The organism is Cohnella laeviribosi DSM 21336 (assembly GCF_000378425.1).
Lineage (GTDB): Bacteria > Bacillota > Bacilli > Paenibacillales > Paenibacillaceae > Cohnella > Cohnella laeviribosi.
This window is the reverse complement of record NZ_KB899809.1, coordinates 42,971-66,406: the sequence shown is the minus strand read 5'-3', so window position 1 is coordinate 66,406 and position 23,436 is coordinate 42,971. Positions and strand designations below refer to the sequence as shown.

The 23,436-nt window shown below is 50.9% G+C and carries 18 protein-coding genes, 1 riboswitch and 1 other annotated feature; of the genes, 16 read left to right on the top strand and 2 right to left on the bottom strand.

The window, feature by feature from the left end; translation table 11 throughout:
* The first annotated feature begins 34 nt into the window (after positions 1–34).
* The 8 genes from F560_RS0101605 to F560_RS0101565 all read left to right on the top strand — a co-directional run bounded on the left by F560_RS0101605 (position 35) and on the right by F560_RS0101565 (position 11,808).
* Entirely contained in the window at positions 35–1,258 is a 1,224-nt protein-coding gene (locus F560_RS0101605; RefSeq protein ID WP_019003950.1) for an MFS transporter, read from the top strand.
* Positions 1,259–1,452: 194 nt separating this feature from the next.
* On the top strand, positions 1,453–3,420 hold the full coding sequence (locus F560_RS0101600; RefSeq protein WP_033395649.1) for a glycoside hydrolase family 127 protein: 1,968 nt from the start codon (positions 1,453–1,455) through the stop codon (positions 3,418–3,420).
* Positions 3,421–3,711: 291 nt separating this feature from the next.
* A complete protein-coding gene (locus F560_RS0101590; RefSeq protein WP_019003947.1) occupies positions 3,712–5,280 on the top strand; it encodes a response regulator in 1,569 nt (522 codons plus the stop codon).
* Positions 5,277–7,130: a cache domain-containing sensor histidine kinase gene (locus tag F560_RS0101585; protein ID WP_019003946.1), complete on the top strand. Its 1,854-nt coding sequence runs from the start codon at positions 5,277–5,279 to the stop codon at positions 7,128–7,130. The genes F560_RS0101590 and F560_RS0101585 overlap by 4 nt, the downstream gene beginning before the upstream one ends.
* Positions 7,127–8,518: an ABC transporter substrate-binding protein gene (locus tag F560_RS0101580; RefSeq protein WP_019003945.1), complete on the top strand. Its 1,392-nt coding sequence runs from the start codon at positions 7,127–7,129 to the stop codon at positions 8,516–8,518. The genes F560_RS0101585 and F560_RS0101580 overlap by 4 nt, the downstream gene beginning before the upstream one ends.
* Positions 8,519–8,662: 144 nt before the next feature.
* Positions 8,663–10,027 carry an ABC transporter substrate-binding protein gene (locus F560_RS0101575; protein WP_019003944.1) on the top strand — a complete coding sequence of 455 codons (1,365 nt, stop codon included), beginning with the start codon at positions 8,663–8,665 and terminating at the stop codon, positions 10,025–10,027.
* 64 nt (positions 10,028–10,091) lie between these two features.
* The gene (locus F560_RS0101570) at positions 10,092–10,967 is read left to right on the top strand and encodes a carbohydrate ABC transporter permease (RefSeq protein ID WP_051088281.1); all 876 of its coding nucleotides are present in this window, start codon (positions 10,092–10,094) and stop codon (positions 10,965–10,967) included.
* A 13-nt stretch (positions 10,968–10,980) separates the two neighbouring features.
* Positions 10,981–11,808, top strand: coding sequence for a carbohydrate ABC transporter permease (locus F560_RS0101565; RefSeq protein WP_019003942.1), 828 nt, complete (start codon positions 10,981–10,983; stop codon positions 11,806–11,808).
* Between the two features lie 74 nt (positions 11,809–11,882).
* On the opposite strand, the gene F560_RS22215 is transcribed toward F560_RS0101565, so the two are convergent.
* Entirely contained in the window at positions 11,883–12,803 is a 921-nt protein-coding gene (locus F560_RS22215) for an MFS transporter (RefSeq protein WP_019003941.1), read from the bottom strand.
* 140 nt (positions 12,804–12,943) lie between these two features.
* Between F560_RS22215 and F560_RS0101555 the strand changes: the two genes are divergently transcribed.
* From F560_RS0101555 to F560_RS0101535, 4 genes are all read left to right on the top strand, one after another.
* Complete coding sequence (locus F560_RS0101555) at positions 12,944–13,705, top strand: MerR family transcriptional regulator (protein ID WP_019003940.1); 762 nt, start codon at positions 12,944–12,946, stop codon at positions 13,703–13,705.
* 407 nt (positions 13,706–14,112) lie between these two features.
* On the top strand, positions 14,113–14,514 hold the full coding sequence (locus tag F560_RS0101545) for a GNAT family N-acetyltransferase (protein WP_019003938.1): 402 nt from the start codon (positions 14,113–14,115) through the stop codon (positions 14,512–14,514).
* A 78-nt stretch (positions 14,515–14,592) separates the two neighbouring features.
* Positions 14,593–15,375 carry a DUF6492 family protein gene (locus F560_RS0101540; protein ID WP_019003937.1) on the top strand — a complete coding sequence of 261 codons (783 nt, stop codon included), beginning with the start codon at positions 14,593–14,595 and terminating at the stop codon, positions 15,373–15,375.
* Between the two features lie 39 nt (positions 15,376–15,414).
* Positions 15,415–15,557, top strand: a riboswitch (cyclic di-AMP (ydaO/yuaA leader).
* 173 nt (positions 15,558–15,730) lie between these two features.
* The gene (locus tag F560_RS0101535) at positions 15,731–16,897 is read left to right on the top strand and encodes a KamA family radical SAM protein (RefSeq protein WP_019003936.1); all 1,167 of its coding nucleotides are present in this window, start codon (positions 15,731–15,733) and stop codon (positions 16,895–16,897) included.
* A gap of 3 nt (positions 16,898–16,900) precedes the next feature.
* On the opposite strand, the gene F560_RS0101530 is transcribed toward F560_RS0101535, so the two are convergent.
* Positions 16,901–18,082, bottom strand: coding sequence for an aminotransferase class I/II-fold pyridoxal phosphate-dependent enzyme (locus F560_RS0101530; protein WP_019003935.1), 1,182 nt, complete (start codon positions 18,080–18,082; stop codon positions 16,901–16,903).
* A 46-nt stretch (positions 18,083–18,128) separates the two neighbouring features.
* Positions 18,129–18,372 (bottom strand) — a binding site (T-box leader).
* Positions 18,373–18,733: 361 nt separating this feature from the next.
* Here F560_RS0101530 and F560_RS0101525 point away from each other — a divergent pair.
* The 4 genes from F560_RS0101525 (at position 18,734) to F560_RS0101510 (ending at position 23,417) form a co-directional block, all read left to right on the top strand.
* The gene (locus F560_RS0101525) at positions 18,734–20,242 is read left to right on the top strand and encodes an FAD-dependent oxidoreductase (protein WP_019003934.1); all 1,509 of its coding nucleotides are present in this window, start codon (positions 18,734–18,736) and stop codon (positions 20,240–20,242) included.
* Between the two features lie 148 nt (positions 20,243–20,390).
* Positions 20,391–21,542, top strand: coding sequence for a type III polyketide synthase (locus F560_RS0101520; protein ID WP_019003933.1), 1,152 nt, complete (start codon positions 20,391–20,393; stop codon positions 21,540–21,542).
* Positions 21,535–22,266 (top strand): methyltransferase domain-containing protein, encoded by a 732-nt coding sequence (locus tag F560_RS0101515; protein WP_026298038.1) that lies wholly within the window; start codon positions 21,535–21,537, stop codon positions 22,264–22,266. Before F560_RS0101520 ends, F560_RS0101515 begins: the two co-directional genes overlap by 8 nt.
* A 5-nt stretch (positions 22,267–22,271) precedes the next feature.
* The gene (locus F560_RS0101510) at positions 22,272–23,417 is read left to right on the top strand and encodes an NAD(P)/FAD-dependent oxidoreductase (RefSeq protein WP_019003931.1); all 1,146 of its coding nucleotides are present in this window, start codon (positions 22,272–22,274) and stop codon (positions 23,415–23,417) included.
* The last annotated feature ends 19 nt before the right edge of the window (positions 23,418–23,436 follow it).

Sequence of the window (23,436 nt, the reverse complement as noted above, 5' to 3'; positions counted from 1 at the left end):
GCAAGGGAGAGAGAAGCCAAAGATGTCATCCGTTATGCCACCGTCGGCCTCAACCGCTTCGCAAGCTTCGCTTGCGCCGGAAGAGGCCAGTATTCTTAAGCAGCCGAGAGCGGTATGGGCGGTTTTTTTCGCTTGCATCATTGCGTTTATGGGCCTTGGCCTTGTGGATCCGATTTTGCCTGCCATCGCCAAAAAACTGAACGCTTCGGAAAGCGAAGTGACCCTGTTGTTCACCAGCTATAATGCGGTTATGGCCGTAGCCATGCTGATTACGGGCGCCGTCTCATCCAGACTGGGCATCAAATGGACGCTGCTGTTGGGGATTTTCGTCATTGCCCTTTTTTCGGCATTGGGCGGGTTTTCAAGCCAGATCGACGTGTTGGTCGGGATGCGCGGGGGCTGGGGATTGGGCAACGCGCTGTTCGTCGCGACCGCGCTAACCGCTATCGTCTCGCTCTCTAGCGGCAGCGCGGCAAAAGCCGTCATTTTATATGAAGCGGCGATCGGGTTGGGCATTTCGGTCGGTCCGCTGCTGGGCGGATGGCTGGGCGCGATCGATTGGAGAGGGCCGTTTCTGGGCGTTGCGTCGTTGATGGCGATCGCGTTTATCGGCCTGATCTTGATGATGCCGAACGTAAAGGCGTCAACCGCCGCGAAAAGAACGTCCCTGCTGGAACCGTTCCGCGCGATGAAGCATCGTTCGCTTGTCGTGTTTGGGTTGACGGCCTGCCTGTATAATTTCGGCTTCTTCACGCTGCTTGCCTATTCGCCTTTTGTTTTGGATCTGGATGAACACGGTTTGGGTTACGTCTTTCTCGGCTGGGGCATTTTGTTGGCCGTAACGTCCGTCTTCATGGCGCCGAAGCTGCAAGGGCGGTTCGGTACGGTCAAATCCATGTGCGCCATGTTGACGCTGTTCGCGGCCGTGCTGGCCGTTATGGGCATTTGGACGTCGACGCAATGGCTGGTCATCGCTGCGATCGTAATTGCCGGCGCCTTGCTGGGCAACAACAATACGTTGATTACGACGGCCGTGATGAATGCCGCCCCGGTTGAACGTTCGACCGCATCCGCCGCTTACAGCTTCTTACGCTTTATCGGAGGCGCTGCGGCCCCCTATCTGGCAGGCAAGTTGGCGGAGAGATACAATCCGCATGTGCCGTTCCTTGTAGGCGCGGCGTTTGTTATCGTTTCGGTCCTGTTCATCGGAATCAATCATGCGCATGTGAAGCATGTGGACCATGCAGCGGCCCATTGAGATTCGTTTGAACACGATCGCAGACCCCCAAATGCAAGCGAGACGCAGCTTTTCATAAAACTGCGTCTCTTTTTCATTTTTTATAGTACAAAAATAATGAAATCCTTTTATTCCCTGGTTCTAATAGATTGCTACAATGGGGTATCGCCATTGTCTTGAGAGCAGAGGCGTAAAACAGCTAGGGAGGTTTAGGCATGCTTGCAAAGGGGAATTTAGAGAAGTCTCGAATGGTTCCGTTGAACCATGTGCGGATTCGGGATTCGTTATGGTCTTCGTATATCGATTTGGTAGAGAAGGTCGTCATCCCTTACCAATGGGATGCTTTGAATGACCGGATTCAGCATGCGCCACCGAGCCATGCGATTCGCAATTTCAAGATCGCCGCGGGCGAAGAGCAAGGGGAGTTTTACGGCATGGTATTTCAAGACAGCGACGTGGCGAAGTGGCTCGAAGCTGTCGCCTATTTGCTGGCAACCCGTAATGCTCCCCACTTGGAGAAAATCGCAGACGAGACGATCGACTTGATTGCCAAAGCTCAACATGACGACGGGTATCTGAATACGTATTACACATTGAAAGAACCGGGAAAGCGTTGGACAAATCTATGCGAGTGCCATGAACTTTATTGTGCCGGTCATATGATCGAAGCGGGCGTTGCTTACTATTATTCGACGGGCAAACGAAAACTGCTAGACGTTGTTTGCAAACTGGCCGACCATATTGACAGCGTTTTCGGACCTGAGGAAGGAAAACTTAAGGGTTATGACGGACACCAAGAGATTGAGCTTGCATTGATGAAGCTCTATGAAGCCACGGGCAATGTCAGGTATTTAAATCTCAGCCGGTTTTTCTTGGAGGAGCGAGGGAAACAGCCTCATTTTTACGACATCGAGGCGGATAAACGGGGAAGAACCGTACATTGGGAAAACTCGTTTATGATCGATGAGAAAGAATACAGCCAGGCCCATAAGCCGGTCAAAGAACAAGACAGAGCGATCGGCCATGCGGTAAGGTTTGTCTATATGGGGACGGGAATGGCGCATGTTGCCGCGGAAGCCGGCGATGTCGAAATGTATGAGGCCTGCAAACGGTTATTTGCAAACATGGTATCCAGGAATCTCTATATTACCGGAGCGATCGGCTCGCAAAGCCGGGGTGAAGCATTTACCACAGACTATGATCTGCCGAATGATACGGCTTATGCGGAAACTTGCGCGTCCATCGGCTTAATTTTCTTTGCGTACCGCATGCTGATGCTGGAGCCCAAGAGTCAATACGCGGACGTGCTGGAAAGAGCGCTTTATAATACAGTAGTCGGCGGTATGTCGCGCGACGGGAAACGATTCTTTTACGTCAATCCGCTTGAGGTGAACCCGCATGTCTGTACGGCAAACCATATCTACCACCACGTAAAGCCGGAGCGGCAGCCCTGGTTCGGCTGCGCTTGTTGTCCGCCTAATGTAGCCCGTCTTTTGGCCTCTTTGGGACAGTATATCTATACCGTTCAAGGAAGAACCATATATACTCACTTATACATCGGGGGAATGGCGGAAATCGACATCGACGGTACTCGCTTTGTATTGGAACAAGAAACCGAATATCCCTGGAACGGGAAAATTCGCTTTACTGTCGGTACGGATTCGGAGACTACGGCGACATTGGCGCTTCGCATCCCGGAATGGTGCGATCATGCGGAGGTTTACGTGAATGGCGTTCTTGAGCCCGTTAAGGATCTCACAACCGATGGTTATATCAGGCTGAGTCGCAAATGGAAATCGGGCGATCAGGTGGACTTGACGTTGTCTATGCCGATAAACCGCGTGTATGGCCATCCGTTAATCCGTCATACGGCCGGGAAGGTTGCCATTCAACGGGGGCCGCTTGTATATTGCTTGGAAGAAGCGGACAATGGGGCGAATCTGCATCATCTGCTTCTTCCGAAAGATGCGGAGTTCTCGCTTGAGGAAACCAACCGTCCAATAGACGGAATGGTTGCCATAAAAGCGACCGCTTTGAGGCGAAATACGGATAATTGGGGAGATGCGTTATACAAACGGGAAGCAAAGTATACGCTGGAAAAGGTTAACGCGACGTTCATTCCGTACTTCGCTTGGGCCAATCGCGGTGTCGGGGAGATGAAAGTCTGGGTTGAAGAAGCCTAATCTGAATTTACAGCCTTCTTCGAATGTGAAGAAGGCTTTACTTTTTAAACAGAATGGAAGGGGGCAAAAAATAGTACAAGATTTAAAATATTCTTCAATCCCCGTATATCGAAAAGGTGCTACATTGGTTTTTGAAACCGCTTTATCAGACGGGTGTTTGGATTCAACGATGAAACCGGATTCCGTAAAAATCCTGTATAATCATAAATCAAGCGAGCAAGGCACGTTCTCCTCGCAAATCGGAAGCGATTACATTCTGTAAAGCATACTCATTTGGGAGAAGTGAAGCTCATGGTATCTCTGCTGATTATTGACGACGAACCTCGGCAAGTACATTCTCTCGCCGGCGTGATTAAGAGATTTCGGGAGAATTACGTGGTTTATGAAGCATTCGACGGGAAGTCCGCATGGAATGTCCTCGAGTCAGTGGACATCGATGCGGTGATTACAGATATTCGAATGCCGGGAATGGATGGGATCGAACTTGTAAAGCGAATCGCCGAGCGGATGCCGCACATTAAGATGGTTTTACTGACAGGTTACGGCGAATTTCAGTATGCACGAGATGCCTTGCGCCATGGCGTTCTTGATTATCTGGTAAAACCGATTGGCCTTCAAGAGATCAAGCATATTCTGGGTCTAATCGAGAATGCGCTGGCTAAAGAAGCAGACCTGCGTTTAAAATCTTCCGTCTATCGGGATCACCTGTTTCAGATGCTGCTTTCGGGACAATTAACCAACCAGATGGAAACCGATATCGGCCAAATCTTGCAGGAACAAGGCTTTGGCATTGTGCTCGCTTTCGGTTCTGATCGTACACCCGAATGTTCCGTGCAGGTCAATGATGTTTTGAGACGGGAATTGGATGAGCAGCTTAGAGGACTTGAAGCGAAAGTGATTTTTATAATCAAGACACCCTCCCGTGAATGGGTAGCCTTGGTTGGATTGCGTTCTCCTCTAACAGGAATTCATTTGACCCATATGAATAAAGGCCTTCAGCTTTTCCTAGAGAAAATCGAAGACAAATTTACGTTTCGGCTCGCGGTTGGAATTAGTGACCAGATGGCACTCTCTGTTTCAAATATTCAACAGGCGTATGGCCAAGCGAAGATCGCATTGCGGCATAGATTCTATTATTTTTCGAACTCCCTTATTCCTTTTCAAATGACAAGTCCTTTTGTCCAAAGCACTTCGTCTTTACTCATAGGAAAAGAAGAGATTCTCTTGCGAGCGATTCGCGCTTCTGACTGGAGACTGGTATCCGAAACGGTCATGTCGATGTTCAAACAGGTTTCCAAAGCGCCGTTTCCCGACCCGGATGTCTTAAAGACGGATTTGATCCACTTTGTCATGCGAATCGGCATGCAATTAAAAGGCATACTGTCCGAATCGGCCTTATCCGATGACGAGCAGAAGATGAAGACGAGAATCGCTTCTTGCGAAGACATTCAATCCGTCCAATATGCGGTAAAGGAGTTTCTCTTGAAGTGGTCCGATGCGGTTCTGGAATTGCAGAACAACAAAAATGCCGCTCTTGTCAGACATTGTATCGAGTATCTGGAACAGCACTACATGGACGATATTTCGCTGGATTCTATGGCACGGCAATTGCGTCTTAGCCCGTCCTATTGCAGTAATTTTTTTAAAACTCATATGGGCATCGGTTTTTCCGAATTCTTGATTCGTTTGCGAATCTCGAAAGCCAAGCGGCTGCTGCTCGAAACCGACGACAAAATTTCCGATATTGCGCTCAAGGTAGGATTTCATGACGCTGCATACTTTAACAAAGTATTCAAACGGGAAACGGGCATAACCCCGAATACGTTCAGGCAATCGTCGGGAAGCGTGAAGACAGGATGAATATGCTAGCTTCGCTCATAAATGCGATTCGGAATAGCCGTTTGCAAACCAAGCTGATCATAAGTTATATCATTTTAATCACGGTTCCTATCGTTCTATTCAGCGTGAGTTACTATAATCTCGGAAAAGATACGATCATGGACATGGCGAAAAAAGACGCATATACGATCGTCAGGAAAAATAATGAGATCATCGATTCGAAACTCTCCAGGGTCAGGGAGATGATCATCGCGTTTGCGGAGGATCCCGATTTCAAGACGATTTTCGCCGGCATCGATCCCGGGAACCGAGAGCAGATTTTGGATGCGGATTTAAGGATCACCAAGATTCTAAATAAATATTTCGCTCAGTCTCAAGACATCTATTCGGTTCAATTGGCCACTACCTATTTCACATTCGGGCAGGATTCTTCTTCCAACAGTGAACATGGAAAAAACTTCATCCCGAAAGGCGCTTTTCGGGAAAGCGCATTGTTCGATGCTGCTTACGCCGGGGACGGACGTATCGTATGGATCCCGACTTATAATTTCTCGGAGATGTTTAATGTCGATTACTTAAGGAACACTGAGATCGATTATAAATACTTGTTATCCGCCGTTTGCAAAATCAATATTCCTTTTCCCAGAAACGAATCGGCCTTCAATTCGTCAGTAGAAAATCCGGTCTTGATTGTCAATTTTAAAGAATCATTATTTACAAATGTCTTTACAGGAAGCTTGCCTACGGAAGGAAGCTTTTATTTCGTAATCGACGATTCCGGAAGGGTAATTTCGCACCGGGACCAACAATGGCTGACCGAGCGAGTGGGCTGGCCTGATCTGCGCAAAGTTGTGACGGAGAAAACAGGCGTTGACATGCTGGAGATTGAAGGAAAACAGAGGGTCGTTAGTTTCGACCAATCCTCCATTACCGGATGGTACACGATTGCCGTTATACCGCCGAACGAGCTGCTAGATCCGATCATCAGCACTTATATACGCAATATGCTGATATCGGCGGGGGTATTAACGCTGCTTTTTATTGGCTTATCTTCCTATTTGTCCGGCATTATCACGCATCCGATTCGGACGATGATTCGGGCGATTTTGATTACGGGGGAAGGGAAATTTCAAGTCAAATTCAAAGAGCACGGTAGCTTTGAATTCAGAGTGCTGATGCGTAAGTTCAACGACATGAACGATAAAATCCAGAAATTGATCGAAGAGAACTATGGCATCAAAATCCGCGAGAAAGAAGCGGAAATCAAATCGCTGAATTTGCAATTGGATCCTCACTTTATGCACAATACTTTGAATTTAATCAGTCTGATTTCCCTGGAAAAGGGAGAGGACGAGATTAGCGAGCTGATTACAGGTTTGTCGTACATGATGAAATATATCGTCAAGAAAGACAACCTTGTTACATTTGAAGAGGATTTTACTTACCTAAAGAGCTATATTTCGATCATGACCAAGCGGTTTGAAGGAAAATTCACGATTGAGTTCGATGTAGATCCCGTTCTTTTGCAAACGACGGTCCCGAAATTTTTCTTGCAGCCTATTATCGAGAATGCGCTTATTCACGGATTCGAACGCTTAGACAGGAAGGGGAAGCTAACCATAAAGTGTTATATCGAACATCATGTCCGTGTTTTTATTGTACAGGATAATGGGAAGGGGATGACCCGCGATCAGGTCGAACGGCTGATGAACCAGAACGGGGGCAGTGTGGGCCTAAACAATGTGTACCGGCGAATTCAAGCCATCTACGGCGAAAATTACGGCGTAACCGTTCAATCCGCACCCGGCGAGGGAACCACTGTCACCGTTCGAATGCCTCTGGAAATTGTTAAAAGGGAGGAAGCGGGATGAAGAACAGGTACGTACTGTTGTTAGCGGGTATCCTGGTCATTGGCCTCTTCGTAGGGGTTCTCTTTTTTTGGGGAAAACGGGATGAACATGCCAATCCGGCAATGACAGAACAGCGAAATCGCGTTTCGTTAAGATTTACATATTGGGGATCGCTCGAAGAGAAAAAAGCGATTGAGAGTACTTTAGATAAATTCATGCAAATGTATCCGTGGATCACGGTTGAAAGCGTTCAGCTTCCTAATTTGGATTACAACACCAAGCTGAAGGCGATGTCCGTGTTGAACGAGGAGCCGGATATCGCGTACATGACAACCGATTTGGGAGAGCAATTTGATAAGCAAGATAAGCTTCATAATATATATGAATTTTTAGAAAAAGACCCGACTGTCAAGAAGGAAGATTTCTTGGACTACATCTGGTACGGGCGAGACCCGAATTTTGCATGGGGAATGAGCACGGCGGGCGAATGTTTTGGTTTGTTTTACCGGAGGGACTTGTTGGATAAAGCCGGCGTTCCGGCCCCGCCATCCAGGAGCGAGGAAGCATGGACTTGGGAGCAGTTTGTGGCAGCGGCCAAGACGCTGACCCTGGATCGAAATGGACGCAACGCGCATCATCCGCAATTCGACAGGAACAACATCGTTCAATACGGCGTTATGTTCGAAACCTGGTCGGAGCCTTTAAATAATTTTATATTCAGCAACGGCGGCGACTGGGTCACGCCGGACGGGAACCGTTTCATACTGAATAGTCCGGAGTCGGCGGAAGCCATTCAGAAATTGGCCGATCTGATGAATGTGCACCATGTAGCCCCTTCTCCATTTGATTCGAAATCGATGCCTGCGTTGAGTGTTGCCTTGCAGTCCGGGTTGGCCGCTATGATCATTGACGGGCAGTGGATCAATCTTGATCTTGGAAGAGCAAGCGTTGATTTTGATATCGGTGTTCTGCCTAAACTGAAAAAGAGCATAACGGTTAGTTTAGCGGGAGCAACGGTCATTTTTAAATCCTCCAAACACCCGGACGAGGCTTGGCTTTTGTTCAAGTGGCTGACCGATCCGGAAAAGGCGCTTGAATTATACTCGGATGGTTTATGGATGCCGGTGCTAAAAAAATGGTATACCGATCCCGAACTGATCGCCAGATGGGTGGATTCCAATCCCCGCGCGCATCCTCCGGGCTTCAAAAATGCGATGATGAGGCAACTGATCGAAAATGGCGTGCCCGGCGTCGGTTATTACCTGAAAAATCAAGCCGAGGTGTACCCGACGGTCACCAAAGGTTTATATCCGGTTTGGCTTGGAGACAAAACGGCCAGTGAGGCTCTGGACGAAATCTCGGATCGATTGAAACCGGTATTCGAACAAAATAGGACTGACGGAACATAGGAAGCGGAGACGGGTTTACTCCGTTTTCTTTTTTTTAAAAAATCTACAAGGATCAAAATTTGTTACAATTTTTCGGCCGTTTCTTGAAGGTATATTAGATATCGAAGTTGAAAGCGCTTCGATTACTTGAGGGAGGTTTAAAACATGAAAAGAAAGACTTGGCAAGGCGCTGTTGCGGTATGGCTTGTCTTGATGCTGCTTGTTTCCGCCTGTTCGGGAAACAACAACGCAAGCCATTCGGGGACGTCAAGCTCTTCAAACAATCCCGCCTCAGACAGCAGTTCTGGCGAACAGGTGACGCTCAAATTCATGGGTTGGGAAGTTAGCCCTCTTGAAACAGAAAGCGTGAAGAAGGGCCTCGAATTGTTCATGCAGCAAAATCCAAACATCAAAGTCGAATACACGACCCTGCCAAACGGTACGAACTATGTAACGAAGATGCAGACGCTGCTTACGGCCAATGAAGCGCCGGACGTCTTCTTCCTGCAGAGCGATTACTATCGCGACTTCGTGAAACGCAATCAACTATTGGATATTACCTCCTATGTCGAATCGGATTTCAGTATGGATGATATGATTCCGTCCGCAGTGGAAATCAGCCAGGTGGATGGAAAGTTCTACGGCATCGAATCCTGCACGGTATCGCCTGTACTCTTTTATAACAAAGAATTGTTCGATAAAGCCAATCTTGCCTACCCGCCAAGCGATCCGAATCAAGCATGGACTTGGCAGGAATTTGTCGATGCGGCGAAAAAGCTGACGATAAAAGACGGAGATAAAGTCATTCAACATGGTGTGTATGGTGCCGAGAACTACTACATGACATTGGCTTTGGTCATGTCTAATGGTGGAAATTGGTTCAACGAAGACGGAACGAAATCCGCAATCAATACGCCGGAAGTAATTGAAGTGTTGGAAGCGATCAAAGATTTACGTGTGAAGGAAGGAGTCAGCCCGGAAGCGAAATTGCTGTCCAATGCCGGCATGAGTCCGGCTCAGATGCTCCAAACGGGAAAAATCGCGATGTTGATCGACGGTTCTTGGGCGTTGCAAGAACTGTCCAATTTGAAGTTCCCCGTCGGGGTCGCTGTCTTGCCGAAATTTAAAGAGGCCGTCACGCATGGTCAAGCGCATTTGCATGTAGCGTCGGCTCATACGAAGCATCCGGATGAAGCGTGGAAACTGATCAAATTCCTGTCTTCCGAGGACTATCAATTGCAGAACGTTAAAGCCGGGCTTTGGATGCCGAACCGAGTTTCACTCTACAGCGAAGAGGGCATTAATAAATGGCTGACCGAAGGTGTTCATCCGGAAGGCTTCAAAGATTTGGTACCTTACTTTATGAACGCAAAAGTGTACCCCTACGCTACGCTTGGTGCAGGGGCGCAAAAAATCAACGAGAACACGACTGCGGAACTCGATAAGTACTTCCTGATCAACCAGGATGTAAAGACGACCGTGCAAAATATCGAAAAGATGACAAATGAAGTGTTGGCGGAACAGAAATAACGTTGCAATGAAAAAAAAAACGGGCCCCTGGGTATCCCGGGGGCTGTATCTCCGAGGTGATGACATGAAGCGGTTATTACACAAAGATGGAACCTGGGCATTCCTTTTGCTGCTCCCCAACTTATTAGGTTTTTTTATTTTTATTATGTTCCCGGTTCTGGGTACTTTCTACATCAGTTTTACGGATTGGGATATGGCCGGCGATATGAAATGGGTAGGATTAGCTAATTATAAGACCTTGTTTCAGGATGATATTTTTCGTAAGGTTTTGTGGAATACCCTGTATTACAGTGTGGTAAGCGTTCCTCTCGGTATTATGATGTCCTTGTTATTGGCCGTTTTTTTAAACCAGAAGCTGAAATTCATGCGATTTTATCGGGCCGCGTTCTTCATGCCGGTCATCTCTTCTTTCGTAGCGGTTGCCGTGATTTGGCAGTGGATATATAATCCCGATTTTGGTTTGTTAAATTATTTTCTAAGCTGGTTTGGCATCGACGGACCGTCCTGGCTAACAAGTTCGGTTTGGGCGATGCCGGCGATCATCTTGACCAGTGTTTGGAAGAATCTCGGTTACAATATGTTGATTTTTTTAGCCGGTTTGCAAGGAATATCGGAAAGTTATTATGAAGCAGCCGATATTGACGGGGCTAAATGGTATACGAAATTTTGGCATATTACGGTCCCGTTGCTGTCACCGACGACATTCTTCGTTACGGTAACGTCCATTATCGGATCGTTCCAAGTATTCGATGCCGTTTATCTGATGACACAAGGCGGACCGGCAAGAGCAACTTCTGTACTCGTACACTACATCTATCAGACCGCATTCCAATATCTTGACATAGGATATGCTAGCGCTATGGCATATATTTTATTCTTCCTGGTATTAATCGTTACCTTGATTCAGTTCGCCCGTCAGAAAAAATGGAGTATGTATTAGGGAGGTCAATTCAGTGAAACAGCATGTCGGGTTCAGGGTCGCTTCCCATATGGTCTTAATCATTGGATCGGCAATCATGCTATTCCCGTTTATTTGGACGGTTTCCACTTCTTTAAAAGCCATTCATGAAGTCTTTACTTTCCCTCCTAAATTATTCGGTGAGAAAATCCTTTGGACGAACTATTTGAAAGTATCGGATCGCTATCCGTTCTTTCAATTTTTTCTTAATACGCTAAAAATTACGGCGATCACTGTGGTTTGTCAACTAGTGACCAGTTCGATGGCCGGATACGTGTTTGCGCGTCTTCGGTTTAGAGCCCGCGATTCCTTATTTGCGTTGTATTTAGCCACCATTATCATTCCTGCCCAAGTGACGATTATCCCGAACTTTTTCATGATGAGAACTTATGGGTTGATCGACACACATTGGTCGCTGATATTGCCCGGCATGGTTTCGGCATTTGGAACCTTCCTGATGAGACAATTCTTCTTAACGATCCCCGCTGCGCTTGAAGAAGCGGCAAAAATCGACGGATGCAATCCGTTCGGCATTTATTGGCGAATATTTGTTCCGCTTTCCAAACCCGCGATGGCGACGCTCGGCATCTTCATATGCATAGGGGTGTGGAACGATTTTTATAATCCGCTTATTTTTCTGAATACGACAGAAAAAATGACTTTGACCCTCGGTTTGGCAACCATGCAAGGTCTTTACTCAACGGATTGGCCGGTATTGATGGCCGGTACCACGATCAGTATCGCTCCAATCATCATTTTGTTCTTGCTGGCGCAAGACTTGTTTGTTCGGGGCGTAACCCTTTCCGGTTTGAAAGGTGAATAAGTCCGTTTGCCAAAGACCTTTTTATTTTCAGATTTCCAAAGTGACGCAGCCCGATGAAGGCTGCGTTTTTTACTTTATCTTCGATAAAGAAGTGAAAGAATATTTTTTAACACACCGGCCGAACTCATCGCCAAGAGCATGGCTCCCGTCATAACCGGGGTGCGAATCCCTGTAACCCGGCCGACATATTCCTGTTCGGTATGTTTCATGACCAATGCATGGTTTCCGATAAAAATGGCTGGCTGAAGAAGCGCAATGATAAATTGAACAGGCATCAACAGCCACAGGTTGGTGGAAAAGCCGGCGATCAGGATGCCGCAGCCATTGACGACCAATCCCGCCATGACATAACGAATGCCCTCTGCCATTTCGTGAAGCAATGAGGTTTGATCCTGCGTCTTGTCCGAAACTTGCTGCCGATCGGCCGGCAGAAAAAGCATGGCAAGAGCGGATAACAGAAAAGAGGCGCCGGTCCATAATATCGCGAGTTCAATTCCGAACTGCCGATAAACAAACGTTCCGAGCACCGGGCCTGCAAGCATAAAGATGGAAAAAAGGGTTTGCAAAACAGACATGCAGATCGGAGCATCTTCATCCGAAACATGGATCTTAAACAGCTTCATTCCGGAAGGCTGAGCAAACTGCGAAAAAATCGAGGAACTCAAGGTTGCGAAAAAAACGGCCGTCCACGAACCGGCATCAAGCAGGAGAAAAACGATAAAAACCGAAAATGTGCTTAAGCATTCACACCAAACGATCGTTCTTTTTGGACGCCATCGGTCCGCGAACACGCCGCCGATGAAAGAAAGAACAAAAATAGGAGCATACTCGGCAACGGAAATCATGGAAACGGCAAACGCGTCGGCATTTGACTTTTCCATCACGTACAAGAGAACGGCAAAATTGCGAATCCATATTCCCAATTGCGAAAACAAATTGGAAAGCAGGATCGTGTACACGAAGCGGTTTTTGAGCAGCAGAATGAAACGCGGCATCGATTTGGATTCCTCCCCAAATTTAGTTCGGACTCATCGTAGTCCCTCCTGTAAGGGGAGAGTCAAATCTTTGGAACGCATGTCTTGAGTCTCCCCTAAGGGGAGGGGTTACGCTTGCTGTCGAAGGGAGTGATGTTCCAATGCTTTATACGGTGAAAGAGGTCGCGTCAATGTCCAAGGTAACGATCAAAACGCTCCATCATTACCACAAAATCGGTCTCCTTGTGCCATACGCGATCAGCGAAGCCGGATATCGGTTGTATGGCGAAAAAGAGTTGGAACGTTTGCAGCAAATTCGGTTCTATCGGGAATTGGATTTTCCGTTGGAAAAGATTAAGGAACTGTTGAGCGGCGAACCGGATCGCTTGTCCATTTTATCGCAGCAAGCCGAGCTGTTGCTTGCGCGCAAGCAAAGATTGGAACAAATCATGGAGACATTGAAGAAATCCATGGATTGCATGGAGAAAGGAGAACCGATGAATCATAAGGAGATGTTCAAAGGTTTCGAAAGCGAGGAAGAGTGGAAAGAAGCGCTGCGGGAGCAGAATGAGTATTTGAAAGAAACGTATGATTACGACCTTCTGGAGGATGCCCGGATTCAGGTTCCGGAAATGAACGAACAGGCAGCGGAAGCCATAACGTTCATGACCCAAATGGCAAAGGCTTTGAAAACGGGTGTAAAGCATTGTGACGAGCAAGTCCGGGAACTCATTCGCAGCCACCTTGAATTTTTGAACGAGCACGGACATCGGATATCCGTCGCCGATTTTGCGGCGCAAACCCGTTTTTTCCTTCATGACGATTTCCATCTTCGCATGCTCGAAGAACGGCAAACGGGCTTGGCTTATTATTTGTGCGCGGCGGCCGAGTCCTATTTAGAGAAAAACGGATTCGCATCCTAAAATCGAGGAGAATCCCATGGGATAGATCATGGACTTGAGAAAGCTCGTCGGTTCGCGGCCCTTGATCCTGGTCGGCGCGTGCGTGCTTGTTTTTTAACGAACATGACCATCTGTTGCTGCAAAAGCGGACGGACAGTCTGGATTGGGGAACCATGGCCGTTTACGAAGCCGTCGATGTCGAAGGAACGCCAACCATCCATGACGATGAAGGACTTGAACTTCGATATTTTCCGCTCGACGAACCGATACCGGAAATCAATCCGTTTACAGAGCTAGTTTTAAGAAGGGTATAAAGGCGGTAGCCATTCGCAGCGCGAGCGGGCGCCGGAACGACTGGATGGTGCAGGATCTTCCTCCCGGCCGAGAGGGTCTTGCGCCATTTCATTTTGCCTAAAAAGGAGATCAAGATGAACCTAGCGCACAAAGCACCGGAAACAAAGGAATACTTGGATTTGAGAACCGCCGCGGGCCTTCCTTCCATCGACGGTTCGGCGGCGGAAACGGCTTTGGGGAATTCGATTTTTTCCGTATCCGTACAAGACGAAGCTTCAAAGCTTGTGGGAATGGGCAGAATCGTCGGCGATGGGGGCTGCTGCTTTCAAATCGTTGATCTCATGGTCGATCCGCAGCATCAGGATAATGGAATCGACGAGATAATTATGCGCGAGCTTTTGGGATATCTGGATCAAAACGCGCCCAAAGATGCCGATGTGATCGTGATGGCAGATGTAGCAAACGTTCATTTTTATCAAAAACATGGGTTTAAGCTTGTCTATCCTGATCGATACGGCATGTCCAGAAAGGGATAGAAAGCTGCAGAGGGGCGAACCGATCTTCGGGCAGGGCCATAGAATATTGCAAAAATTCCTGACGACGGAGATGAAGAGATGGCCCTTCCTGCAATCGATGTGATCATACCCGCGATCGAGAAGGATCTCGGTACGCTTCCGCATGTCATCGACAGCGTTCGGCGCATGGTCAAACATCCGATCCGCAAGATCATGATCGTCGCCCCGGACACGAAGCGGATGCGAGCGCTTTGTTCGCGCAAAAAATGCGTCTTCGTTAACGAGAACGCCGTCCTGCCCATCGCCAAAAAGCATATCCGCTACCGCTCGGCCCGTTGGGAACGTTCCGGCTGGCTGTTTCAGCAATTGCTCAAGCTGGGCGGAGACAAGTTGGCTTCCGGCCAATACTACCTCGTGATCGACGCGGATACCGTGCTGATCCGCCCGCATGTTTTCCGGACGCCGGACCGCAAGACGGTTTTCTACTGCAGAAGCTGGAGCCAGCCCGAATATTTCCGCACGTACCGCAAATTGATGGGGAGCAGGCCGGTCGCGCGCGTCTCGTTCGTGGCGCATTATATGCTGTTCGAAAAAGCGAAGGTCGCCCATTTGAAACGGACGATCGAACAAAAGCACGGCATCCGCTGGTATAAAGCCATTCTCCGCAGCATGAACAAAAAGCGGCAGTTCGCATTCTCCGAGTTCGAGACCTACGGCAATTTCATCGCCTCCCGCTATCCGGGCAGCTACACGCTGCGCAAAACGCTGAACAAAAGCCTGCACACAGCCGCCTCCGCGTTGACGGACGCAAGGCGCAAGCGGCTGGCGGCTTCGTACCGTTCGGTCTCGCTTCACAAGCGCAAAGCCTATTCGCGGCTCTAAAGCACAAAATTATTTGACAATTCTATATTATTGGAATAGTATTATAACAAGCTTAATTCCCGGTCTTGTCCGGGAAGCGGGGGAACCATCTTTTGGGGCGAATCGTGCCGTTTATGCGGCGCGAAGGGAACCATCTATCCCGAGTCCGTCAGCTAACCTCGTCAGCTTTGGATGGGTCAACGGATAAATCATCGGTTTCTCTTTGACCCGTTGCAGGGTCTTTTTTGTTGCAGGGGCCCTGCCGACACGCTTAAGGCGTGCGCCGGGTCTTTTTTGCGTTCAAATCGAAAGGAGGGGAGAGGTTCGCTTCCCGGCGGCGCAAACCGATCGTCATCATATCTTGAGGAGGTAAACGATGGCACAACCCAAGTATATTACCGATATCGGCAAAATTGCGGACATTCCGGCGGAGGAACGGGAAAAACTCAAACCGATTACCGACAAATTCGTTTTTCGCGTCAACGACTATTACCTTGGACTGATCGATTGGAACGACCCGAACGATCCGATCCGCAAGCTGGTGATTCCGAACGAAGGTGAGCTGCTCGAATACGGCCGGTGGGACGCTTCGGACGAAGACACGAATTACGTCGTGCCGGGCTGCCAGCACAAATACAAGACGACCGCTTTGCTGATCGTATCGGAAGTATGCGGCGCGTATTGCCGCTATTGCTTCCGCAAGCGCTTGTTCCGCAACGACGTGAAGGAAGCGGTCTCCAACGTCGAGCCCGGGCTCGCTTATATTGCGGAGCATCCGGAAATCAACAACGTCTTGCTGACGGGCGGAGACAGCCTGATTCTGGGCACGCCCAAGCTTCGCTCCATTTTGCTCAAATTGCGGGACATCGAGCATGTGCAGATCATTCGGCTCGGTTCCAAAATCCCCGTATTCAACCCCATGCGCATTTACGAAGACGAGGCGCTGCTTGAGACGATCCGGGAAGTGTCCGTTCCGGAAAAAAGAGTGTACGTCATGGCGCATATCAACCATCCGCGCGAGTTGACAAAGGAAGCGCTGCGCGCCCTGAAGGCGCTGCAAGACGCGGGAGCGATCGTCGTCAACCAGACGCCGATCTTAAGAGGGATCAACGACGATCCCGCCGCGCTTGGCGAGCTGCTGGACCGCTTGTCCTGGGCTGGCGTTACGCCGTACTATTTCTTCGTGAACCGGCCCGTCGCCGGAAACCGGGAATTCGTGCTGCCGCTTGCTCAAGTGTATCGCATCGTCGAAGAGGCGAAAGCCCGCACGTCCGGTCTCGGCAAGCGCGTGCGGCTGGCGATGAGCCATACGTCCGGCAAAATCGAAATTTTAGCCGTCGAAAACGGCAAAGCCTACCTGAAATATCATCAATCGCGGGACGAAGAGCGGTACGGCCGGTTTATGATTCTCGATTGCCCGGACGACGCCGCCTGGTTCGACGATTTGCCGGGCAACGAGAAATACTGGAGCAAACCGGCCAAGAAAACGGACGCCGTCGTCTCCGTCAACGAAATTTCCGAAGTCCCGGTCACCAGCCGATAATCTTTACAACGGCAAGGTCTTTAAAAATCGTTCCATGCGGTTCAGCGCTTCGGTTAGCTGTTGAACGGATGCGGCGTAGGAGCACCGGATGTAGCCTTCTCCACCTTGACCGAACACATGGCCGGGAACGACCGCGACCTTCGCTTCATGAAGCAGTCTCTGGGCGAAGGCTTCCGAGGACAGGCCGGTGGACGCAACGGACGGAAAAGCGTAAAAAGCGCCGAGCGGTTCGTGACAGGCCAAGCCGAGTTCGCGCAGCCCCTGGACAAAGAAACGGCGGCGCTGCGCAAAGGAGTCGACCATGGCGTCTTTTTCCTGCATGCAGCTCCGGAGCGCCTGCACTGCGGCAAACTGGCTGAGGGTCGGGGCGCACAATACCGTGTACTGGTGAATTTTCAGCATCGCCGCAATCAGTTCGCGTCCCGCGCAAACGTACCCGACCCTCCAGCCGGTCATGGCGAACGCCTTGGAAAATCCGCTGATCAGCACCGTTCTGCCGATCATGCCCGGCAAGGAAGCGACGCTTTTGTGTTTTCCGTTGTAGGTCATTTCAGCATAAATCTCATCCGAGACCACAATCAGATTGTGCCGTTCAACCAACTCGGCGATCGGCCGCCAATCCTCCTCGGTCATGACTGCGCCGGTGGGGTTGTTGGGGAAGTTGACGACCAGCACCTTGGATCGCGGCGTGATTTTGCTCTTCAGCACATCCGCCCTAAGCTTGAAGCCGTCTTCGGCGAACGTTTCCACCTCCACCGCATGGCCGCCGTTAAGCCGGACGATCGGCGAATACGCGATATAGGTGGGAACCGTAACGAGCACCTCGTCTCCCGGCGTCAACAGCGCCCGCAGCACGAGATCGATCGCTTCGCTGCCGCCTACGGTTACCAAGATTTCATGTTCCGGCGAATAGTTCAGTTGAAAACTCGACTGCAAATACGCCGAGATGGCTTCCCGCAGCTCCAACAGTCCCGCATTCGAAGTGTACGTCGTCCGTCCTTGTTCCAAAGCGCGGATACATGCTGCGCGAATGGGCTCCGGCGTAACGAAGTCGGGTTCCCCGACGCCGAGGGAGATCACATCCTGTCCCGCGCTCGCCATATCGAAAAATTTGCGGATACCCGAAGGGGGAATGGCTTTTACTTCCGGATTCATCAGATCGTTTAAAGAAAAGCTCTTCCTCATGTTTCGATCCCTCCCAAAGTGCCGTGAAAATAAAAAACTCGCCCCAATAAGGGACGAGTTGATACCCGTGTTACCACCCTAGTTTCACCTGCAGAAGGTGACACTCGCTACGTATCCATCAATACGCGGTCCTGTTAACGCCGGACATGCGGCAGAGTCTACTCCCTAAGCGGTTTCGGTCTGCTTCTCGGAGACGGCTTTCGGTCAAGGCCCGAACGTTGGCTCTCAGCAACCCCAACTCTCTGTCGGAACGGGCGGTTTGACGTACTGGTTCTCTTCATCGAATTTATCATTTATGGCGGTTTTAAGGGTAATTGTATATCCATAAGGCATATTTTACAAGCCTAAATTTGTTCCGCCCGCGTTTGCATTGCCGACCCATGCTGTATCGGCGGCGGTAATTCGCAGAGCCGAGGCAAAGGTAAAACGATAACGGGAATCAAGAAAATCAGAATTAAGGTTATATTGTTAAAGATAGAGATCACCGTATCGGCAATAAGACTCTTTTAAAGCTGGGGAAGGAAAGTAAATCCGCAATCCGCCAATGTCATTCCCGCTGCGCCTTCTCGCCAAATCCTTCGTTCCCGTATAGAAAAAAGCCGGAATGGTTATATTATCCATAAAAACGTCTGAAGGGAAAGAGATCGCGCAATGGTCCTTCCACCATTTCCGGAATCGTATTGGCTTACGTCTGAGAGCCTTCCGAATTTTCCGAAGCTTACGCAAGACATCAAGGCGGATGTAGCGATCGTCGGAGCGGGAATATCCGGAATCACGACCGCTTATCTGCTTTCCAAGCAAGGACTCAAGGTCGCGATCGTCGAAGCCGGAAACATCCTGAACGGAACGACAGGCCATACAACGGCCAAGATTACCGCGCAGCACGACCTGATTTATGACGAATTTCTTTCGCACTTCGGCCGGGAACAAACAAGGCTCTATTACGAAGCCAACCGGGAGGCCATGCAATTCATTAAGCAAACGGTGCGGGAGCTTCGAATCGATTGCGATTTTGCCGAGGAAGACGCGTATATTTACACGAATTCCGACAAATATGCGGCCAAATTGACCGCCGAACTTGCAGCGTATGAGAAGCTGGGGATCCCCGGAGCGTACGTGGAACAGACGCCTTTGCCGTTTCGGACCCAAGCCGCCATTGTCATGCATGACCAGGCCCGGTTCAATCCGGTTCCCTATCTGAAGACGTTGATCCGACAGGTAACCGGACAAGGCGGTCAAATCTATGAACACACAACAGCCGTAAGCGTGGAAAAAGGGAACCCCCCGGCTGTCGTGACAAGCGAGGGGCATAAGATCGTCTGCAGCCATATCGTGTCCTGCTCCCATTTTCCCTTTCAGGACGGATGGGGCTTTTACTTTGCCAGAATGTACGCCGAACGGTCTTACGTGCTCGGGGTCAAAACCGAAAAAGCCTATCCCGGCGGCATGTATATAAGCGCCGAAGACCCGAAACGTTCGCTTCGGTCGGTGACGGCAAATGGAGAAACCCTCGTTTTGATCGGGGGCGAGAACCACAAGACGGGACAAGGGATTCCCACGATCAAGCATTATGAAGCGCTGCAAGCGTTCGGGGAGGAACATTTCGGCCTGAAGGAAATTCGTTACCGCTGGTCCGCTCAAGACTTGACTACGTTGGACAAGCTCCCGTTCATCGGGCCCATCGCCGCCGATGCGCCGCAGGTTCTGGTGGCTACCGGATATAAGAAATGGGGCATGACCACCGGAACGGCAGCGGCGCTGTTGATCGAAAAGCTGATCGCAGGGCAAGAAAGCCCCTACCAATCGCTCTTTACGCCGTCCCGATTCCATGCCGATCCGGGCCTGAAAACGCTCCTCGTGCAAAATGCGGATGTGGCGAAACATTTGATTGCCGGAAAGCTGGAAATGGTTCGCAAGAAACCCGAGGAATTGGGCAACGATGAAGGAGCGGTCGTCAGCGTCAATGGAAAAAGAGCGGGCGCGTACCGCGATCCGCAAGGCGGGCTGCATATCGTCGATACGACCTGCACGCACATGGGATGCGAAGTCGAATGGAACGATGGAGAACGAACGTGGGACTGCCCATGCCACGGATCAAGATTTTCATACAAAGGGGAAGTGCTTGAAGGACCGGCCAAAAAGCCTTTAAAAATCTTGTGACCCATAAGCAGCCTAAGCGGCTCAGGCCGCAGGGGCTGCTTTTTTGCTGTCATATTGCGCAGCTTGTACCCATAAACATGATTAAAGGCCGGATACATGTCCGATATGATGGATGTTTAAATAGGGTACGAGAGGAAGGATGCAGGGAATGGAACATGCGGCGCCAATCATCGCAATCCTGGGAATAGGGACGGCCGTTCCGCGTTTTCGGATCGATCAGGAGGATACCTCACGAAGATTGACGGAAGCCTTGCAGGGAAATCCCGACTCCGCGCGCTGGGCCAGGCGAATATTCAAGCAATGCGGAGTGGAGACGCGCTATACCTGTGAACCGAACCTGCTTGAATCCGCCTCCGAATGCCGCTATTTTCCGAGCCTGCCGAGGGAAGACGTTCCGACAACCGCCGAACGGATGGCGACGTATAAACGGGAGTCTGTTCCATTAGGGCTTCAAGCCGCGAGAAAAGCTTTACGGGATGGAGCAACGGATGCTGCCGACATTACGCACCTGATCACCGTTAGCTGTACGGGGCAATTTCTTCCGGGGATGGATGCGGCTTTGGTCCGACAATTGGGGCTGGCTGCCGATGTGAATCGGATTCCGCTGAACTTCCTGGGATGCGCTGCCGGGTTGAAGGCCATCTGCCTGTCGCGGCAGATCGTGTCGGCTAATCCGGACGCCAAAGTATTGGTGGTCTGCGTGGAGTTGTGCACGCTTCATATTCAACCTTCCGGCGGGCGCGAGGCCCTGTTTGCCGCTTCTTTCTTCGGCGACGGAGCCTCCGCCTGCGTTGTGGGTTCCGCCAGGCCGCACGATAAGGAAATCTTTCGGTTGGACCAGGACTATTCCGTTCTCCTGCCGGACTATGCCGAAGAGATGGTCTGGGAAGTCGGCAATCACGGCTTCGATCTCTATCTTTCCCCGGATATTCCGAAGCTGATCGGCAGATGGGTTCCCGAAGAAATCGAGCGGATCTTAAACGGCGGCGCGAAGCCGGATCTATGGGCGATTCATCCCGGAGGCCGGGGAATTGTCGATGCGCTGCAAGACGCGTTGGGGCTTACCGACGAGCAAACCCGTCCCAGCCGGGCCATCCTTCGTCATTACGGCAACGTATCCTCGGCTACGATCCTATTCGTGCTTAACGAGATGAAGCGGGAATTAAGCGCCTCCGGCTCCGGACCGGTGAACGGCATCTCCTTGGCGTTCGGCCCCGGCTTAACCGTTGAAATGGCCAAGATCGCCTATCTTCCATCCGTCGTTTTGCTGGAGGAGCCGGCAGGTGGCGTATGTGTTTAGAAGCCTGCGGCAGCGGGCCGAAGAGCCCGAAATGATGGATGACTTCTCGAAGGGGGGACCCGAGCTTCGCAAGGCTTTGCGGCATCTCCGCAGGCTGAACCGGATCTTCGGGGCCGCCGCGCCTACTCTTTACGGAGTGCGGCGATTGTGGACGGAAGCGGGCAAGCCGAAGCGCTTCTCCGTTCTGGATATCGGATCGGGGTCCGGGGACGTGAACCGGCGTCTTCTGCGGTGGGCGGATGCGAACCGGATCGAGCTTAGCCTTACCTTGGCGGACATTACGGAAGAAGCTTGCGAAGAGGCGAGACGGTTCTATCGCCGCGAACCGCGAGTACGGGTGATGAGAAGCGATTTGTTCGCGCTGCCGGAAGCTTGCGCGGATGTGATCACGGGGACGCAGTTTGTCCATCATTTTGCCGCGGACGAGCTGCCCGGCGCGGTCGAACGCATGCTCAACGCATCCCGGTTAGGCGTTGTGATCAACGACATTCACCGGCATTGGATGCCTTGGGCCGCGGTATGGCTTGCGACGCGAATCGTTTCAAACAACCGGTATATTCGAAACGACGGCCCTTTGTCGGTGGCGAAGGGTTTTCGCGCGGAGGATTGGAACGCTCTCGGGAAGTCGCTGGGCCTATCCGGAAAATTCTATAATTGGAGACCTTTGTTTCGGTATGTCGTCGTCATTCGGAAAAACGGGGCCGAATTCAAACAGCGGAGTTGAGGACGATGGGGCGCTTGCGGGATGTGGCGGTTCTAGGGGCGGGAGTCGCCGGCAGCAGTGTGGCCAAAGCGTTGGCGGATAAAGGATGGGAGACGGTGTTGATCGACCGCCAAACGTTCCCCCGCCATAAGGTTTGCGGAGAATTTCTTTCCCCGGAATCCCAACGGATGCTGCATGCGCTGGGCTTGCAAGAGACGGTGGCGTCGCTTCAGCCCAGCTTGATCGAACGGGCGCGCCTGTTCTTCGGCCAAGAACGGCCTCTGGAAATTCCTTTGCCCGGGATTGCTTTGGGGGTAAGCCGTTACGCGCTGGACTTGGCTCTCCACCGCGCGGCGCAAAAATCAGGCGTACACGTGCAGACCGCGGCGACGGCAACGTCCGTTTATCCCGATGGAGAGGGATATGTCATCGAGACGAGGCAGGGGAAGGAAAGTCAAATCTATCATGCGCGAGCCGTCATTGCCGCGTGGGGAGCCAACCGCCGCTCCGGGCTTCCGGGCCATCGCCGCAAGGGGGCCGCAAGGAACCGGTATGTGGGCGTGAAATCCCATTTTGCAGGGGTAGCGCCGGAGCCGGTCGTCGAGCTCTATTTTTTTCCCGGCGGATACTTGGGCGTTTCCCCCATTGAAGGCGGACTCGTCAACGTTGCGGCGCTGCTGGCGCGGAACGCTTTTTCCCATGCGGAAAAAACGATCTTGGACATGATCGAGGCCGCGGTCCGCCGCAATCCGAAGCTTGGGCAAAAGCTGGCGTTTGCCGTTCCGGTTCCCGGCACGCAGGCGGCAGTCGCCCCGATCGATTTCCACCGCAAGCCGGTCGTTTGGGATTCGATTCCCCATGCGGGAGATGCGGCGCTCCTGATTCCGCCGCTTTGCGGCGACGGCATGTCGATGGCGCTGCGTTCGGCCCAATTGTGCGGGTCCTTGGCCGACAGCTATTTGCGCGGGGAGATTTCGCTTTCCCGGTGGGAGCACGAATACGCCCGATCCATTCGGCGGGAATTCAAGGGTCCCTTGCGGTGGGGACGATTTCTGCAATGGCTGGTCGGCGTGCCGGTCATGCCCCGGCTTCTTCCGGCCATCGGGCGCCTCGCACCGGAATGGGCGTTCCGATTGGTTCAAGCGACCCGGTTAAAAGAATCCGATTTGTAATCAAACCGCCGTACAGAGG

Bases quoted from the DNA above. Each gene is read 5' to 3' on its own strand.
- F560_RS0101545 (WP_019003938.1), top strand. From the start codon at position 14,113: ATGAACCTAGCGCACAAAGCACCGGAAACAAAGGAATACTTGGATTTG.
- F560_RS0101525 (WP_019003934.1), top strand. From the start codon at position 18,734: ATGGTCCTTCCACCATTTCCGGAATCGTATTGGCTTACGTCTGAGAGC.
- F560_RS0101510 (WP_019003931.1), top strand. From the start codon at position 22,272: ATGGGGCGCTTGCGGGATGTGGCGGTTCTAGGGGCGGGAGTCGCCGGC.
- F560_RS0101590 (WP_019003947.1), top strand. From the start codon at position 3,712: ATGGTATCTCTGCTGATTATTGACGACGAACCTCGGCAAGTACATTCT.
- F560_RS0101540 (WP_019003937.1), top strand. From the start codon at position 14,593: ATGGCCCTTCCTGCAATCGATGTGATCATACCCGCGATCGAGAAGGAT.
- F560_RS0101575 (WP_019003944.1), top strand. From the start codon at position 8,663: ATGAAAAGAAAGACTTGGCAAGGCGCTGTTGCGGTATGGCTTGTCTTG.
- F560_RS0101585 (WP_019003946.1), top strand. From the start codon at position 5,277: ATGAATATGCTAGCTTCGCTCATAAATGCGATTCGGAATAGCCGTTTG.
- F560_RS0101530 (WP_019003935.1), bottom strand. From the start codon at position 18,082: ATGAGGAAGAGCTTTTCTTTAAACGATCTGATGAATCCGGAAGTAAAA.
- F560_RS0101580 (WP_019003945.1), top strand. From the start codon at position 7,127: ATGAAGAACAGGTACGTACTGTTGTTAGCGGGTATCCTGGTCATTGGC.
- F560_RS0101535 (WP_019003936.1), top strand. From the start codon at position 15,731: ATGGCACAACCCAAGTATATTACCGATATCGGCAAAATTGCGGACATT.
- F560_RS0101600 (WP_033395649.1), top strand. From the start codon at position 1,453: ATGCTTGCAAAGGGGAATTTAGAGAAGTCTCGAATGGTTCCGTTGAAC.
- F560_RS0101570 (WP_051088281.1), top strand. From the start codon at position 10,092: ATGAAGCGGTTATTACACAAAGATGGAACCTGGGCATTCCTTTTGCTG.
- F560_RS0101555 (WP_019003940.1), top strand. From the start codon at position 12,944: ATGCTTTATACGGTGAAAGAGGTCGCGTCAATGTCCAAGGTAACGATC.
- F560_RS0101520 (WP_019003933.1), top strand. From the start codon at position 20,391: ATGGAACATGCGGCGCCAATCATCGCAATCCTGGGAATAGGGACGGCC.
- F560_RS22215 (WP_019003941.1), bottom strand. From the start codon at position 12,803: ATGCCGCGTTTCATTCTGCTGCTCAAAAACCGCTTCGTGTACACGATC.
- F560_RS0101605 (WP_019003950.1), top strand. From the start codon at position 35: ATGCCACCGTCGGCCTCAACCGCTTCGCAAGCTTCGCTTGCGCCGGAA.